The sequence below is a fragment of the Patescibacteria group bacterium genome, assembly GCA_041651355.1.
Classification (GTDB): domain Bacteria; phylum Patescibacteriota; class Patescibacteriia; order Patescibacteriales; family UBA12465; genus JAPLVX01.
The window spans coordinates 584,192-600,244 of record JBAZJK010000001.1; the positions used below are offsets into that span (position 1 = coordinate 584,192).

The window sequence follows — 16,053 nt, forward strand, 5'->3', positions numbered from 1 at the left end:
ATTAAATGATTTTTTCTAAACCGGGCATTTTATCTCCTCCTAGATAAGCCAGCATTGCACCGCCAGCGGTCGACACCCAATCAACATAATCTTCCATCTTGCTCATTTTCAAAGCTTCTACCGTCTCACCGCCACCAACCAAGCCATAGGCGCTGCCCTTAGCTCGAGCGGCGACCAAACGAGCTAGACTTAGAGTCCCTTGGCGGAATCCAGGCGTCTCGAATTTTCCCATAGGGCCATTCCAGACGATTGTCCGGGCCTGTTTGAGATAAGCGGCAAACAGCGCGATACTATCAGGGCCAATATCCAAAATCGCCTCCTTAGGCTTGATGTCGCCCAAGATCTGGGCTCGCGGCGAAGCTGTCTGCGAAGCAACCACGATATCTATCGGTAGAATTATCTTCTTATCCACTTTTCCACCCTTAAAAAATTGCTTGATTTCTTTATCCACGCCACTCTCACAGATAGACCGGCCGATTTTAATTTTTTGAAACTGAAAAAAGTTATTAGCTAATCCTCCTCCCAAAATAATTTGATCGGCTATCTTATAAAAACGGCTAATGAGCGGCAGCTTGGTGCTTATCTTAGATCCGCCTAGAACTAAAACCAAAGGATGCTTTGGCTTTAAAGCCTTATTTAAATTAGTGACTTCCTTCTCTAAAAGCAAACCAGCGTAGCTAGGCAAATACTTCTTAATCGCACTAACCGATGCTTGAGCGCGGTGAGAGACCGCAAAAGCATCATTCACATATAAATCCATCCCACGACTCAGGCGCTTAGCGAAAACCGGGTTATTATCAAGCTCACCTTTATCAAAACGCAGATTTTCTAAAAAAATTAAATTGCCCGGAGCTAGATCTCTAAGAGCTTTATCCACCAAGGGACCAAACAGAGCCGGAACGAATTTTACCGGCTTAGATAATAGCTTCTGCAAACGTTTAGCGATTACTTGGGTGGAATATTCAGGCTGTTTCTTTCCCTTTGGCTCACCCCAATGGGTGGCGACGACCAGTTTACATTTCCTTTCTAATAAAAAATTAATAGTTTCTAAACCAGCGATTATCTTATAATCCTCGCTGATCCGACGGCCACGACGCGGCACATTAAAATCAACCCGCAGCCAGACTGTCTTATTTTTCAGGTTCTTTAACTTCCTTAAAGATTTAATAGCCATAATTATTTTCTTTCACCCAATTTAATATCAACATCCTGATCTTGTCCGTCCCGTCTATAACTCAAAGTAATCACGTCGCCTGCCTTGTGCTCAGCTAGAGCTTCACTAAGGCCGAAACCGCCGCGCAATTCTTGGCCTTCAAGGCGGAGAATGATATCACCGCTCTTCAAGCCGGATTTAGCTGCCGGAGATTCCGGATCGAATATTAAGCCCTTCTCGTTCGGATATACTAAGGCGCCATAATTTATAGAATTAGCGCTAAGCTTGATCCGATCTAAATCCAAATAATACAAGCCTAGATAAGGAGCTCGGCTAGCCTTATCTTTCATCAAGCGCTGCCAACCAAGATCCAAATTACCCGCCAAGATCAATTCTTTATTATCATCGCTCAGAGCGACTAAGTCTCCCCCCAAATTGAAAACAAAAGCTTTTTTAAAATCATTACTCAGAGCATCAGCTAAGACTAGGCGCTCGGCACTCTGATCGCTGCTCCTGACCAGATTAGGCCAAACCTTATCAACCAAGAATGTAGGCATAACCGCCCCCTTGGGACTGATTAGCAACAGACTCTGCCCCATTTGGAGAGACCGAGTATCCAACAGCTTCCGTACCGGCAAATTACTGGCTGCTTGCAAATGGACAAAGATCCAGGGCTCGGCTTTTTCATAGATAAGCTGGTCTAACTTATATTCCTTCTTATCATAAGTCACCGCTACGAAAGCCGGCAAATTAGCCTCACTTAAATCTAATTTCTCCAAATCAGTTTGCGAAGCATTAAGAACCAGCCAACCATCGCTAGAGAGGATAAAGCCGGTAGCCAAGCTTTGGTCTAAATCATAATAAGCCAGCTTCTTGCTCTTGCTATTGTCGGGCAAGCGCTTAAAAATTCCGACGAAGCTAGCCTGGGCGGCATTATATGTCTCCAACACTTTTAGGTCTTGATTAACGACGACCTTCTTGGCATCACTGATAATCAAATTAGGATTGTTGAAGGAGTTTAAATCTACTTCCTGATTGGGCAGATTAGAACGGCTATACTGCGATGACACAAAACCGGCTGCTGCGCCTGCCCCCATCGCTAAAATTACCATTAACAATAACCACCCATACAAATCTTTCTTTTTTTGAAACATAATCTTATTGTTTATCTAAAACCAGCGGGCACTCAAGATAAGGACTACGAACACGACCGAACTGAAAATCAAGTAAAACTTAATCTTAGCCTTATCTAAATTAGAGCCCAGATAAAGACGGGCACAATTAAGCAAAATATAATAGACTAAAACGACTATCAAAGCTAAGAGTTGATAAGTAAACGGCCAAAAGAACAGGACAGCAATCGTCTCTATCAATAATAGATTGACGATCACAAACAGATTGAGATTCTCCTTTATATTCAGCTGACAAATCTGCCAATTATGGTAAACGACTAAAACGACAGCTAAGCAACTCAGAAAAAACAAGCTCCAGGTGGACCAGCTGACAAAAACCTGCAGGCTATAGATATTAAAGATAGAAGAAAATATTATTATCAGCCCGGCGCTTAAGGAAAAATTCGGCAAACGGTCGATCTGCTTCAAATCGTTCTTCACCCAAAAATTATATAATAATTTCAGATAACGGCTTAGGAACAATATCAAAAAAGCGAAGATTATCTGGATAAGCCAGCGATTAACCAAGATGGTCGCGCTAAAAGATAAAGACGCAAAAAACAGTAAGGGCAAAAGGGCGTGTATCATCCACTTTTTGCCCAAGGAACTGCGTCGGGAAAAATACCTAATAACAAACACTAACCATATCAAAGCGAGGATCTCGAAAACAAACAAGAGCTTAGGCCAAAACATGAACGACTCTAAACAGACGAGTAAAACCAAGGGGCTGAGTAATAGAAACAATCTTGAACTTTTCATAAAAACTAATTAGAAACGGCCGCCGAGCCACTTATCCCTCCGGCGGCTGGGGTAGATAGGGGCATAGGAACTGCCGGGCCAGGAGAGCTTGATAACTCTATCTTCTTCACTAAAGGTAAAGGTTCGGTTCCAGTAGCGGCCACCAGGCTATTTACCATAATGAACTTATTGGAGAAAGTATATAAGTCATTATTGATATATAAAGCCCGCTTGACAGAATTATCATAATAATTGAATCCTCCCCAGTAATCAGATTGATTATACTGGCCGCCGTCAGAATGGTCAATCCGGCCTTTCAATTCGAACTTATCATTATTTATATTGAAAACCAAGGCGCCACTGAAATTCAGCTTAGACGGCGCTCCGGCCAGTTCTTCTCTGAGGGAAATCGGAATCGATAATAAATTCTTGGATTTAGAAAATAGGAAGGCTTTATGATCAGATAAAGCGATGGAATCACTGAACTGGTTGCCGATGATATAACTACTACTTTCCTTGGGCTTAGTTAAATCAGTAAAATCGAACAGTGATAATTTTACGCCCTTTATTTTGACATTACCGCTAGCATCTTCTTCAGTCTCACGACCTAAACCGATAATCTTATTACCATTCTCATCATAAGGGTGAATATAGCTAGAGAAACCTGGAATCTTCAGGGCGGCTAAGATTTTAGGATCTTCCGGTTTGCTTAGGTCAATCACATAGATCGGGTCAGTCTGCCTAAAGGTAACGACGTAAGCGCGATCACCCATGAAACGGGCGGCATAAATCCTCTCCGTCGTACCGAGGTTTTCTAGACCGCTAACCACTTTCAGATTCTCATCCAATACATAGACATTGCTATATGATTGCTGCTGCTCTTCGCTTTGAAAATTTGACCAGCTGCGGTTCTTGGTGGTGGCTAAGCGGAAATAGCCTTTATTCTCGTCCATGGAAAATTGGTTTAAAACCTGGCCATTGACCTGACCCATAGCTTTATATTCCAGCTTGTTACCGCTAACAGCAATCTTGTAGATGAAAGTCTGTTCTAATTGGCGGGCCAAGTCGATATATTTTTGTTTCATCCTAGTCTGCCAGTTATCATCGAAGGTCTTAGCTTCTTCCGTGCCTAAAGAGTTGATAAACACATCAATAATCTGGGCGACCTTTGACTTTTTTTCAGCGGCGTTAAGGATAAAATTCTCGGTGGCTTCGATTTTAGCGACCCGATCCTTATCCTCCTGACTAAGACGGTCATAAATAAGTTCCCGTTTCACATCTTGCTGTAAGCCATATTCATCCAGATACTTCGTATAGGTGATATAGATATTATTATTGGAAACATAAATATTCTGCGTCCCATTAAGAAGATAGGTCTGGCCGCTGATTGCTTCGTTATTGTCATTAATGTTAACGGCGGTTACGGAAGTAAAATTATAAGAATCGTAAGGGATATTAAAATAATAGACATCCGGGGAATAGCAACGATTACCACTAATGTCGCATTTTTCCGGAATTACCTGCCCCTTATCCAAAACTCTCGGCAAGAGGGGTTCGCCGGCATCATAATAAGAATAATTATCAGTAATGAAATACAAATAGTCGCCAATCAAGCGGGAGCTCACATAAGATCCTTCAAATTCCAGGTCCCTGACCAAAGCCGGGTTTTTCCTGTCTTTTAAGTCAAACACTTTTAAGAAGGCATAGGGATTACGACGACGGAAACTATCATAGATTTTGGCAGTATATATCTGATCATCAGCCCCGAAAACCACTAAACGGTCGCCAGTAACATAGAGGTCCTGGGGACGAGACTTGAAAGTTATCTTGCTAATCACCTGCGCTTCACTGGCTGGCTGTGCTTTAATGATATAAAGGTCGTTATAGACTAAAGCGTAAAGATAATTGCCGTCACTTTTGATAATGTCGCCTTCATCTACTCCGGCCACCTGAATATTAGTAGTGGAATAATCCGAGCCGGCTACGGGAGCGCTGGAAAGAGCAACATCGGTCGCGACGGCGTTAGTCGGAGCCATGGTCTTGACCATCATCTCGGCTCCTCGGCCGTACATCAAAGACGCACCGGCACCTCCGGGGTTAGCGCTCAGAAATTTTTTCAAGTCGTCGAGGTTGTTGAATTTTTTAACCGTAAAAGACTGGTCTTCGCCCGGGTTGTTATCAACCGGATTTTCCACCTGATTAGCCGGTTCATTACTGACGGGCGCAGCTTTCTTAAAAGGGTTCCAAGAGCAAGCGCTTAAAATAATCAAGAGGAAAAATAGTAGTCCGGCCAAAGGCCAATTTTTTTTGAACATATATTGAATATAAAAGCCAAAAAGAACGGCTGAGCCGCTGGCTATGACATATTTATGCTATTTACAGTATATCATTTATCATCTGCGACCGCAATTTTAAATACGATCTTAAAATCACAAAAAGCGGCTTAAGCAACCCTAATAGATTTGCACCTCCGTGCCCGTCGCGATCCGATCAAACAAATATTCAGCCGGACCGATTCCCAGGCGGATACAACCATGCGAGACTGGTTTGCCTAAATGATCACTGCCCTCACGATAAGAGTCGGGCCAGATGGGTAGTTCATGAATGCCGAACTCTCCTTTATTTAAGCCCAACCAAAAAGGCATCCATAGGCCATATTTCTTAGACCAAGCTTTTTTATACTTATTAAGTATCTTGAACTTCCCTTTCGGAGTATCCATTCCTGGCTTGCCACTAGAAATAATGAAACTCTTCAACTCTACTTCTTTAACTAAATAGAAAAGCTTTTGCTTCTTCAAATTGATCGCTAGCCTTTGCGGCAGCTTGAGTTTAGCACTTGATAAAGGGTCGTAAGCCCAATCAACTTCCAGACCATCCTTAAAACCATCTCCGTCAGTATCCGGACTATTGATATCCGTGCCGAATTTTATCTCTAGCTCATCATCTAAACCGTCTTGATCAGAGTCAAGGGCCGCCAAGGCGGTCAAAGGAAAAAAAACCATTAACAATAATAGGCTGATGATGATATGCCTATTTCTTTTTTGTTGATTTGAAAGCATATTCACAACCGCAAAATTTTTGGCGATAGAAACCTAAACTTTTAGCTAAATCCTGGGAACGGCGATAAATATCTTGGACGGGCCAATCCCTATCTAAAAACTCCAAGCCATGCTTGGCGGCAATTTCTAAAGCAGCTTGGCGGATAAAGGCCTGGTTCTTGAAAGGACTAAAAGCCAAAGTAGTAGCAAAAACCTTGAAGCCCTTGGTTTTGGCCAAGATCGCTGTTCTTTCTAAACGATCGCTCAAACATAGTTCACAACGCTTAGCTCCTTCGGTTTCAGTCTCTAAACCCCGCACTCGGTCTCGCCAGGCTTCGTGAGCATATGGTTCGACAATCAGCGGCCAATTATTCCGAGCGGCTAATTCTTTGACATAAGACAAGCGTTTATCAAATTCTTCCTGAGAAAGAAGGTTGGGGTTATAGAAATATAAGGTTAAATCATATTGGGGTGCCAAGATCTCCTGGCTAGGATAAGCGCCACAAGGAGCGCAACAGATATGGAGCAGGAGACCTTCATGATCCGGCTTAGCTGGCAGTTTCTTCAATCTGGAAAAAGAGATAATAATCAGCATCATCAAGACGAGCAGGACAACCAAAGCTAAAAACTTTCCTTGGCTTTGGAGAAATAGGGCACTTAGCCCGAACAACAAAGAAAAAGAATAGAAAACTACGACAGTCTGTTTTTGACTTAAGCCTAAGCTGAGTAAACGATGATGCAAGTGCTCCCGATCGGCCGATTTGAAGGGATTCTGCCTTTTAGCTAAACGGCGAATAATAGTCCAGACTAAATCTAAGACCGGCAATCCCATAACCAGCAAAGCGATGGCGATCTTCCCGCCAGAAATAATCGCCAACACGCCTAAGATATAGCCAAGCAACAAAGAACCACCTTCACCCAAGAATATCTTGGCCGGATTAAAGTTAAGCACTAAAAAGCCAAGGCAAACCGCCGATAATATCAAAGCGGCCAAAGCAATATCCGGCTGATAATAACGAGTGGTCAGGGTAAAAAGAAAAATCACTAAGCCGCCGATAGCGCTCAAGCCTCCCACCAAGCCATCTAATCCATCCAGGAGCTTAGTGGTATACATCATCCCCATCAGCCAGAGGAAAATCAAAACTGGGCTGGCCAAGGCCCAAGAAGATAAAAATATCCAGCCTCCGAAAGGGTTACTGATCTTTTCAATGTTGACTCCGCCGATAATCAGGATCAAGACTGCTAAAATCGGAAAGATTATCTGCCATTTAGGCGGCAGATTGTATTTATCATCTAGGATCCCACCGATAATCAGAATGAGGGCGCCAGCGAAAAATCCCAGCCAAGGCTGATACGATAAGCCACCGCTAAGCAGTTCCGAACGCACTAGTAGTAATGTCAAAAAATAAGCGATGAATATCGCTACTCCACCCAAAAGAGGGGTGGCTAGTTTGTGGACCTTGCGCGCTCCGTCAGGCTGATCAATGATATTGAATTTCAAGGCAATTTTCCTTACCAAAATCGTTAAGACCCAAGATAGGATAAAAGCGAAAATAGCCGGCCAAAAATAATCCATAAATATTTGACTCTATTTAAAAAATCTGATAACTTATAAGCATTAATCGCAAAAAATAGTATTAACCTAAAAAATCAGAAGCATGACTGAACCGGAAGATGTAAAGAAGGGCTTAGCTGCCATCCAGATTACAAACAATCTGGAAGCCATCAACAGGAAACTGGAACAAGAAAGGAAGAAAACCTCCCCTGATCCTGACCGGATCAAAAAATTTAACTTCCAACTTTCCTGTTGCCGAAAAGGCTTGCTCAGAAAAACTTAAACCCTGGCTAAATCGGGCCATATCGCTACCACCCGACAAATCCAGGCGCGATTAAAAAAATGAAAGGCATGAATATATAATCAAACAATTGATTTTATACTTGTGCCTTTCTTTTCGTTTTAGAGAGCAGGGGCTTTTTCAATCTCTACCTCGCCTCGTCCATTAATCAAGACGGCGTCACGCCTTTTCAGTTCGCCGTTGATAATCTTAACCGCGACCACATCTTCGATCCGCTCCTGGAGGAGACGGCGTAAGGGCCGGGCGCCGAATTTAGGATCATAACCTAATTTCGATAAGATTAAAACCCCCTCCCTGTCAGCCTTCAAATCTATCCCCTGCCCCTCCAGATTCTTCTTGAATTTCTTGAGCATCAACTTAGTGATAGCAAAGACATTATCTTCACTTAAAGGCTTAAAGACGATAATGCCGTCAAAACGATTAATCAATTCCGGCCGCATCACCTTATTCAACTCATTATCGATCAGATTCTGCTTAATTACAGAAATATCCGCTTTTTCTTTAATGGCTTGCTGGATATACAAAGCCCCCACGTTCGAGGTGGCGATAATGATAGATTCAGAGAAACTAATCGTTCTCCCCTGGCCATCGGTCAGACGGCCATCATCCAACATTTGCAAAAACAGGTTTAAGATATCTGGATGCGCTTTCTCCACTTCGTCTAAGAGGACGAGGGCGAAGGGTTTCTTCCTCACCGCTTCCGTCAAATAACCGGTAATGCCGTTAACATCACCGATCATCTTCCTGACGCTATCGGCATACTGATATTCGCTCATGTCGAGCCGAATCATATAAGCTTCGTTGCCGAAATATACTTCTGAAACCGTCTTAGCTAATTCCGTCTTACCCACGCCGGTCGGACCCAAGAAAAGGAAGCTGGCAATCGGACGCTGGCTATCGCGCAGCTCGGCGCGAGCGCGGCGCAAAGCATTGGACACTGCTTCCACAGCCTCTTCCTGACCGATCATCCTTTTATGCAGGCTCTCTTCCAACTGCAACAATTTCTGGCCTTCACTAGCGCTAATCTTATTAGCTGGGATGCCGGTCATCTCAGCGATCGCTTGGGCCACCTCTTCACGAGTACAAATCGAACGTTCCGGATCTTCCTTGGCGGCCTTAGCGGCATTGGAAGCAGCGGCTTGTAGTAAGTCTATAGCTTTAACTGGCAGGAAACGATCATGGAGATAGCGGTGGGACATATCCACGGCTGCCTCAATCGCGTCATAAGCAAAAAAGATGCCATATTTATTTTCAAACCAGGCTACCTTGCTCTCCACTATCTGAATCGCCTGGTCGGCCAATGGTTCCTTCACTCCGATCGTGCTCAGGGCTTGGCCTAAAGATCTATTCTCAATATGCTTGCTATAATTTTCCGTAGTCGCGGTCGCGATACAAAAAACATTCTGCCTCTGCACGGCTTCAGCCAAAACCTCCGAGAGGTCGAGACTACCCTCGCCGCCATCGCTGATGCCGACCAGATTTTCGATATTGGAAATATATAGGATGATATTGCCGGCCCGATTAACTTCATTGATGGCTGTCAGCAGCCTCTCTTGAGCTTGGGTCGGAGACGAGCCGCTAACTAAAGCCGGCGAATCTATTTCCACGAGACGTTTATCTTTTAAAAACTTGGGCACATCTTCCTGGACCATAAGCTGGGCAACGCCGTCGACGATCGCTTTCTTGCCGACACCGGGCTGACCGACCAAAAGGACGCCATTATGCCCGCTAGCAAAAGCCTCAAAGATCGCTTCGATCTCTTTTTTCCGCCCGACACAAATTTCTAAACGTCCATATTTAGCAGCTAAAGTCAGGTCATGAGAAAAGTGATCTAAGGTGGGAGTGGCGACGGCCGTATAAGAACGGTTCATGCCAGAACCGGGCTTGAGCGCCGCCATCTTGCGGAACTTACGGTAGCTATCGATTAGCTGCTGGTTAACCCGGAACCAAGTGATAACATTAGCAATTTTGCTATGGTTTATTTCTAAATCAAATAATATTTCCGCCAGCATCTCATCCTTCTGATCGCAGAACATGAGCAAGGAAAGGACGTCGATACTGGGTAACTTCAAGCTATGCGCTTCGATAAATGATAATATCAAAGCTTCCTGCAAAGCTGGGGCTACCCGGCAATCCGCGCTTTCTTTTAAACTAGGGTCCACTAAATGCTTCTCAACTTTCTCTACTAGCTTTTTCGCATCGACCTTAAGGCGGATAAAGACATTTTGGACATCTTTGTTCTTTAACAGAACCCGAAATAGGTGAATTGCCCTGACTTCCGGCTGGCCGAAACGGCTAGCTAAAGCATAGGCTTCCTGTAGAGCCAAGCGGCTATCCTCGTTTAAAGCCTGGGCGACGTTATATTTATCGCTGGCATCAGTTAGCGGCTTAGGATTATCAAGCAATTCCTTAAAATATTTATAATTTATCTTCTTAGTCTTAGCTCGACGCTCGCTCCGCCGGTAGATTAAAAATAAATCAAACCACAGAGACAGCAAGAAAAATAGAACCAAGACGTGCTGTTCGCGCCAAAAAAGCAACAGCCTTTGCCAGGAATTTATTAAATGGGCGCCATATTGGTAGAACCAAAGGACCAAGCTGATCCAACCAAAGACGGCGATAGCATAGCTGATACCATTAACCAGGCGATCTAAGCGGTTCTTAGATTTTTGCAAAGCGGCCATGAGCGGCTTCAGATTTAATTCACAATATAAAAATAAGCCGGACCACCAGCGACCATAGGCTTTAAACTGGAGAGAATCGACAAACTGTTCATTTTTATCTTTAGACTCGGCCATAATTATAAGAATTGCAAAATGATAGCGACTAAGAGTCCGACGGGAAATAGCAACCAAACAGCTAGCGCCAGCACGCCGATAACTAAGACGACCAGCATAGCTAGCCCGCGGTAAATTATCTGGATCAAGCGGATGATAAAGCTGATCATGCGACCGGCGAAATCATGCTGGCCGTACATCGGCACAAAAATGTTCTTGACCCAAACCAAAAAACCCAAGGCGGCTTCTTGGTTATGCCAAAATTCGAGAACCTTCTTGGCAAAACGCCAAAAACCAAGCGTGTACCACCACAGAGGAAAATACAAAAACTCCCAGACCACCTGCAGGGAAACTTTGGCGCCGTAAGTCAAAAAATTGTGCTTAAACATGAGAACTCGATAATTAATCTAGCTAAATTTATTATACCATAAAATAAAAAAACCGACAGCTTGAAAACCGGATTGACAAGCTCTGCGAGCTATATTATATTTAATTTAGCACTCAAAGCGAAAGAGTGCTAAAAACTAAGCGAATAATATCTATAAAAATATCAATATGTTTAATAAATTTACCGATAAATCACAAGAGGCGATTATCAACGCCCAAGCAATCGCTCATGAAAACGGCCAAGCCAACATTGAGGCTCTCCATATTCTTCTTTCCCTCTTGGGCCAGAACGAAAGCATCGTTCGTTCAATCCTAGAAAAGATGAAAATCGATCCGGAAATGATTGAACGCTATGCCGCCGAGGAAATAAAGAAACTACCTCGCACTAACACCCCGAAGAATCCCGGCCCCATCCAGACCGTTTCCGGAACTAACGAGACTGCCTTCATCTTAGAACGGTCTCAAAAAGAGGCTGACGGCTTAGGCGATGAGTTCATCTCGACCGAACACATCTTTTTAGCCCTGATCGGTATTCCCTCTAATGCCCAGAATATCTTGTTAAGATTCAAGGTCGCCTATGAAACGGTTAAGACTATCTTAAACGAACTTCGCGGCGGCCAGACTATCACCGATCCTTTTCCGGAAAACAAGTTCAAAGTCTTGGAAAAATATACTACCAACCTGACCGAACTGGCGCGCCAAGAAAAACTTGACCCGGTCATCGGGCGCGACACGGAAATCCGCCGCATCATGCAAGTTCTCTTGCGCCGCACCAAGAACAACCCGGTACTGATCGGCGAAGCTGGAACCGGCAAGACCGCCATCGTTGAGGGCTTAGCACAGAGAATCGTGGCTGGTGATGTGCCAGAAAATTTAAAAAACAAAGAAATAGTCAGTCTAGACTTAGGGGCGATGGTCGCCGGAGCTAAATTCCGCGGCGAGTTCGAGGATCGCCTGAAGGCCGTACTTAAAGAAGTTAAAAACCAGAACGGGCGCATCATACTTTTCATCGACGAATTGCATACTTTAATCGGGGCTGGCGCTTCCGAAGGCTCAATGGACGCATCCAACATGCTTAAACCAGCCTTAGCACGTGGCGATCTCCGGACTATCGGCGCCACTACAACCAAGGAATACCAAAAATATATCGAGCGCGACGCGGCCCTAGAAAGACGCTTCCAGCCAATTTACGTATCCGAACCGAGCTTAGAGGATACGATCGATATGCTGCGCGGCTTAAAAGAGAAATATGAAGTCCATCATGGCGTCAGGATTACAGACAACGCCTTGATCGCCGCAGCTAAATTATCCCAAAGATATATTTCCGACCGCTTTCTGCCGGATAAAGCGGTTGATTTGATCGATGAAGCAACCTCTTCCCTGCGTATGGAGATAGATTCCATGCCTGATGAACTCGACCAGATCAAAAGAAAGATCAAACAGCTAGAGATTAACAAAGCCGGGCTTATCAGCCAAGAAAATAAATCCCCCAAACTTCGTGCCATCAACGCCGAACTGGCCAAGCTGAAAGAACAGGCGAGCCAGTTGGAATTGCATTGGAACAACGAAAAAAATATCATTTCCCAGATTAGAAACTCCAAGAAAGAAATTGATGACTTGAAGATTAAGGCGGAAATAATCCAGCGCCAGGGAGCTGATTTAACTGAAGTGGCTAAGATAAGATACGGTTTGATTCCTGAATTAGAACAGACCATAAAGATCCAGCAAGCTGAACTCCTGAAAATACAGAAAAAAGGACAAAGGATCCTAAAGGAAGAAGTAGATGAAGAAGACATCGCCAAGGTAGTAGCGCGCTGGACCGGAGTGCCGGTCAATAAGATGCTGGAAAACGAAATCAAAAAACTCAGTCAGGCTGAGCAAGAGTTAAGCCAGGAAGTTATCGGCCAAGATGAAGCGATCAAGGCGGTCGCTAATGCCCTGCGTCGTTCCCGCGCTGGAATCAGTGAAGAAAAAAAACCGATCGGTTCATTCATGTTCATCGGCCCTAGTGGTGTCGGCAAGACTGAACTAGCTAAGACTCTGGCTAAATTCATGTTCAACAACGAAAACGCTTTAATCCGCCTAGATATGAGCGAATTCATGGAAAAGCACAGCGTCTCAAAATTGATCGGTTCACCTCCGGGCTACATCGGCCATGACGAAGGCGGACAATTAACCGACAAGATAAGGCGTCACCCCTACAGCGTCATCCTCTTCGATGAGATTGAAAAAGCTCATCCCGATACTTTTAATATCCTGCTTCAAATATTGGATGACGGCCGACTGACGGATTCTAAAGGCCGTGTCGTCAACTTCAAAAACACCATCATCATCATGACTTCCAATTTAGGCAATGAGGTCATCAAACAATATTCCATCGGTTTTAGCGACCACTCGGACCAAGAAAGGAGCCAGACTATCAGAACCGAAGAAATGAAAGAAAAAATAGACAAGATACTTAAAGAAAATTTCAAATTAGAATTCTTGAACCGGATCGATGAAATCGTGCTTTTCAAGAGCTTGAGCTCGGATGCCTTAGAAAGGATTGTTGATCTAGAACTAAGCAAGGTGGAGGCGCGCTTGAACTTGAAAAACATCCAGCTTAAAATCGGCGCTAAAGTAAAAAAATTACTAGCCGAGAAAGGCTATGATATCAGCTACGGTGCCCGACCTCTAAAAAGAGTTATCCAAAGCCTGATTTTAGACGAACTGGCCCTAGAAATAATCGAGGGCAAGATCAATGCTGGCGATAAAGTAAGGATTGACCTGGGTGAACGGGAAAAAATTTCTCTGAAGGTGGCATAAAAATCCGATTCATAAAAACCCTGTTTTCTCAGAAACAGGGTTTTTGTAATTCTTGCCGCTAGGCTTTATTCATAATGATCAATGATAACCATGATTGCCAAAGAAACGAGAAGCAGGTTAGTAGCCGCTAAAGCGATAAGCTTAAAGCGATTAATTCCGCTAGAATATTTGAGCTCCCTGAAATAAGCATCCTCCAGAACGAAGTGGTTGAAAAGTCTGCACACCAGGGCGCCGGCCACGAGAGTACTGATATACAGCCAGGGCCAGGCGATCATAGGAGACCCAATGAACCAATTCACGAAATCTAGACCGCTGAAAGATATCACCGGTAGCAGGGTCGGAATGAGTACTAAGCGGTAAGCTTTGTCCCCGTCATATTCAAAAAATAAGACTAGACAAAACAAAAGCAAATTTATTATCCAGAAGGCAGCGGCGCTGAAAACCCAGCGGGTCAGAAGGAAAAACAAGATGATCAAGCAAAAATCAGCAACTAAGGAAAAAGCGATTAATCTTTTCATGGTATATAGTTTTTTATTGATAATACGAATTTAAAAAGAACCAGGTAATAAATAATTTAACCATTATCATTGTCGATTGTCAATACTTTGTCTTAAAACCACAAATATATTATAATGAAGGGAGTAAATAAAATAATTATGAAATATCAAAAATCCATCATCTTGGCTATTTTGTTTGTTGGCTTATGGGGATTAAGTGCCCAGGCCCAAGGAGTGATTGACCCTAATTTCAATCCTAATTACATCATTTCAGACGAAGACCTATACCAATACAACAGCCTAAGCCTAGAAGAAATCCAAAACTTCCTTAGGAACAAGGGGAGCTACTTAGCTAATTACCAGACTTTAAATACCCACGGAACCCTGAAATCAGCGGCGGAAATAATCTATGATGCTGCTAATAATAACTTTGATTGCAGCGGCGTCGCCCTGAGCGATAGTCCGACCGAGGCAGAAAAATCTTTGAAATGCCGACACATCACCACGATTAACCCTAAATTCTTATTAGTACTGCTGCAGAAAGAAGCCAGCTTAATCGAAGACCCTAGCCCCAGCCAATCCCGGCTCGACTGGGCGACTGGTTATGGCTGCCCCGATAGCCTGGCCTGCAACCCTTATTACAAGGGCTTCGGCAAGCAAGTTAACAGTGCTTCGCTCCAATTCCTAGCCTACATGAATGAACCGCAAAATTATTCTTACAAAGCCGGACAGACCTACATCTTCAAAAATAATTACGGCAGCATTTCCAGCGATCCGGTAACGGTCACCCCCAGCAACCGGGCAACAGCTGCTTTATACAATTATACCCCGCACGTTTTCAACGGCAATTACAATTTTTATAAGATCTGGCAAAGATATTTCCCGACCAAAATCCAGCGCTACCCCGACGGTTCGCTGCTTCAGGTCAAAGGCGATAATAGCGTCTTCTTAATTGAAGGCGGAAAGAAACGCCCATTCGCTGGCAAAGCCGTCCTCCTTTCTCAATTCAATCTTAACCAGATTATCACGGTCGACCTAGGGACTTTAGACAGCTACGCCTCCGGCACCCCGATTAAATTTCCTAACTACTCCCTGGTAAAATCACCTAAGAATAATGTCTATCTTCTAGTGGGCAAAGAGAAAAGAGGCATCGTCAGTTGGCCGGTCTTTAAGAAAATAGGTTTCAACCCGGCAGAGATAATCGATGCGACCACGGAGGAATTAGCGGCCTACCAAGATGGTCCGAACATTACTGCCACTTCCACCTATCCCTTAGGAGCTCTACTGCAAGACACTAAAACTGGTGGCATTTATTTCGCGGAAAATGGAAACAAGGCGCCTATCTTAGATAAACAGATAATCGACTTAAAATTCAAAGGCAAAAAAATCATCAAAACCAACGATAAAGAATTAAAGAACTACAAGACGATCGACCCGATCCTTTTAGACGACGGCGCTCTGGTCAAATCTAATTCCAACGAAACGGTCTATCTTATCTCTAATGGACAGAAAAGGCCTTTCGCCAGTCTCGAAGCTTTGAAACAGCTGGGTTATAAAGTGGAAAATATCCTAAACATTTCTCCCCAACTTCTCTATCATTACCCACTGGGCAGTCTAATTAACAGTTAAA

General features: G+C 43.8%; 12 protein-coding genes. 3 read left to right on the forward strand and 9 right to left on the reverse strand.

Features of this window, described 5'->3' with window-relative positions; translation table 11 throughout:
• Position 1: 1 nt before the first annotated feature.
• The 6 genes from WC441_03000 to WC441_03025 all read right to left on the reverse strand — a co-directional run bounded on the left by WC441_03000 (position 2) and on the right by WC441_03025 (position 7,677).
• The gene (locus WC441_03000) at positions 2 to 1,174 is read right to left on the reverse strand and encodes a phosphoglycerate kinase (GenBank protein MFA5163473.1); all 1,173 of its coding nucleotides are present in this window, start codon (positions 1,172 to 1,174) and stop codon (positions 2 to 4) included.
• Between the two features lie 2 nt (positions 1,175 to 1,176).
• On the reverse strand, positions 1,177 to 2,307 hold the full coding sequence (locus tag WC441_03005) for a S1C family serine protease (GenBank protein ID MFA5163474.1): 1,131 nt from the start codon (positions 2,305 to 2,307) through the stop codon (positions 1,177 to 1,179).
• A gap of 15 nt (positions 2,308 to 2,322) precedes the next feature.
• Complete coding sequence (locus WC441_03010; protein ID MFA5163475.1) at positions 2,323 to 3,084, reverse strand: hypothetical protein; 762 nt, start codon at positions 3,082 to 3,084, stop codon at positions 2,323 to 2,325.
• 5 nt (positions 3,085 to 3,089) lie between these two features.
• Complete coding sequence (locus WC441_03015; protein MFA5163476.1) at positions 3,090 to 5,378, reverse strand: beta-propeller domain-containing protein; 2,289 nt, start codon at positions 5,376 to 5,378, stop codon at positions 3,090 to 3,092.
• 138 nt (positions 5,379 to 5,516) lie between these two features.
• Positions 5,517 to 6,122 carry a L,D-transpeptidase family protein gene (locus tag WC441_03020; protein MFA5163477.1) on the reverse strand — a complete coding sequence of 202 codons (606 nt, stop codon included), beginning with the start codon at positions 6,120 to 6,122 and terminating at the stop codon, positions 5,517 to 5,519.
• Positions 6,094 to 7,677 (reverse strand): epoxyqueuosine reductase QueH, encoded by a 1,584-nt coding sequence (locus WC441_03025; protein ID MFA5163478.1) that lies wholly within the window; start codon positions 7,675 to 7,677, stop codon positions 6,094 to 6,096. Before WC441_03025 ends, WC441_03020 begins: the two co-directional genes overlap by 29 nt.
• A gap of 82 nt (positions 7,678 to 7,759) precedes the next feature.
• Between WC441_03025 and WC441_03030 the strand changes: the two genes are divergently transcribed.
• On the forward strand, positions 7,760 to 7,939 hold the full coding sequence (locus tag WC441_03030; protein MFA5163479.1) for a hypothetical protein: 180 nt from the start codon (positions 7,760 to 7,762) through the stop codon (positions 7,937 to 7,939).
• A 119-nt stretch (positions 7,940 to 8,058) separates the two neighbouring features.
• On the opposite strand, the gene WC441_03035 is transcribed toward WC441_03030, so the two are convergent.
• Together WC441_03035 and WC441_03040 are read right to left on the reverse strand one after the other, a co-directional pair.
• Positions 8,059 to 10,755, reverse strand: a complete 2,697-nt coding sequence (locus WC441_03035) for an ATP-dependent Clp protease ATP-binding subunit (protein ID MFA5163480.1) — start codon at positions 10,753 to 10,755, stop codon at positions 8,059 to 8,061.
• Positions 10,756 to 10,757: 2 nt separating this feature from the next.
• Complete coding sequence (locus WC441_03040) at positions 10,758 to 11,123, reverse strand: hypothetical protein (protein MFA5163481.1); 366 nt, start codon at positions 11,121 to 11,123, stop codon at positions 10,758 to 10,760.
• A gap of 166 nt (positions 11,124 to 11,289) precedes the next feature.
• Between WC441_03040 and WC441_03045 the strand changes: the two genes are divergently transcribed.
• A complete protein-coding gene (locus WC441_03045) occupies positions 11,290 to 13,926 on the forward strand; it encodes an AAA family ATPase (GenBank protein MFA5163482.1) in 2,637 nt (878 codons plus the stop codon).
• Between the two features lie 65 nt (positions 13,927 to 13,991).
• Here WC441_03045 and WC441_03050 read toward each other — a convergent pair whose 3' ends face one another.
• Positions 13,992 to 14,444 (reverse strand): hypothetical protein, encoded by a 453-nt coding sequence (locus WC441_03050; protein MFA5163483.1) that lies wholly within the window; start codon positions 14,442 to 14,444, stop codon positions 13,992 to 13,994.
• Between the two features lie 138 nt (positions 14,445 to 14,582).
• Between WC441_03050 and WC441_03055 the strand changes: the two genes are divergently transcribed.
• Entirely contained in the window at positions 14,583 to 16,052 is a 1,470-nt protein-coding gene (locus tag WC441_03055) for a hypothetical protein (GenBank protein ID MFA5163484.1), read from the forward strand.
• Position 16,053 lies beyond the last annotated feature (1 nt).

Excerpts from the sequence above, each read along its gene's own strand:
- WC441_03020 (MFA5163477.1), bottom strand. The coding sequence starts at position 6,122 with ATGCTTTCAAATCAACAAAAAAGAAATAGGCATATCATCATCAGCCTA.
- WC441_03050 (MFA5163483.1), bottom strand. The coding sequence starts at position 14,444 with ATGAAAAGATTAATCGCTTTTTCCTTAGTTGCTGATTTTTGCTTGATC.
- WC441_03055 (MFA5163484.1), top strand. The coding sequence starts at position 14,583 with ATGAAATATCAAAAATCCATCATCTTGGCTATTTTGTTTGTTGGCTTA.
- WC441_03015 (MFA5163476.1), bottom strand. The coding sequence starts at position 5,378 with ATGTTCAAAAAAAATTGGCCTTTGGCCGGACTACTATTTTTCCTCTTG.
- WC441_03045 (MFA5163482.1), top strand. The coding sequence starts at position 11,290 with ATGTTTAATAAATTTACCGATAAATCACAAGAGGCGATTATCAACGCC.
- WC441_03010 (MFA5163475.1), bottom strand. The coding sequence starts at position 3,084 with ATGAAAAGTTCAAGATTGTTTCTATTACTCAGCCCCTTGGTTTTACTC.
- WC441_03025 (MFA5163478.1), bottom strand. The coding sequence starts at position 7,677 with ATGGATTATTTTTGGCCGGCTATTTTCGCTTTTATCCTATCTTGGGTC.
- WC441_03040 (MFA5163481.1), bottom strand. The coding sequence starts at position 11,123 with ATGTTTAAGCACAATTTTTTGACTTACGGCGCCAAAGTTTCCCTGCAG.
- WC441_03035 (MFA5163480.1), bottom strand. The coding sequence starts at position 10,755 with ATGGCCGAGTCTAAAGATAAAAATGAACAGTTTGTCGATTCTCTCCAG.
- WC441_03030 (MFA5163479.1), top strand. The coding sequence starts at position 7,760 with ATGACTGAACCGGAAGATGTAAAGAAGGGCTTAGCTGCCATCCAGATT.
- WC441_03005 (MFA5163474.1), bottom strand. The coding sequence starts at position 2,307 with ATGTTTCAAAAAAAGAAAGATTTGTATGGGTGGTTATTGTTAATGGTA.
- WC441_03000 (MFA5163473.1), bottom strand. The coding sequence starts at position 1,174 with ATGGCTATTAAATCTTTAAGGAAGTTAAAGAACCTGAAAAATAAGACA.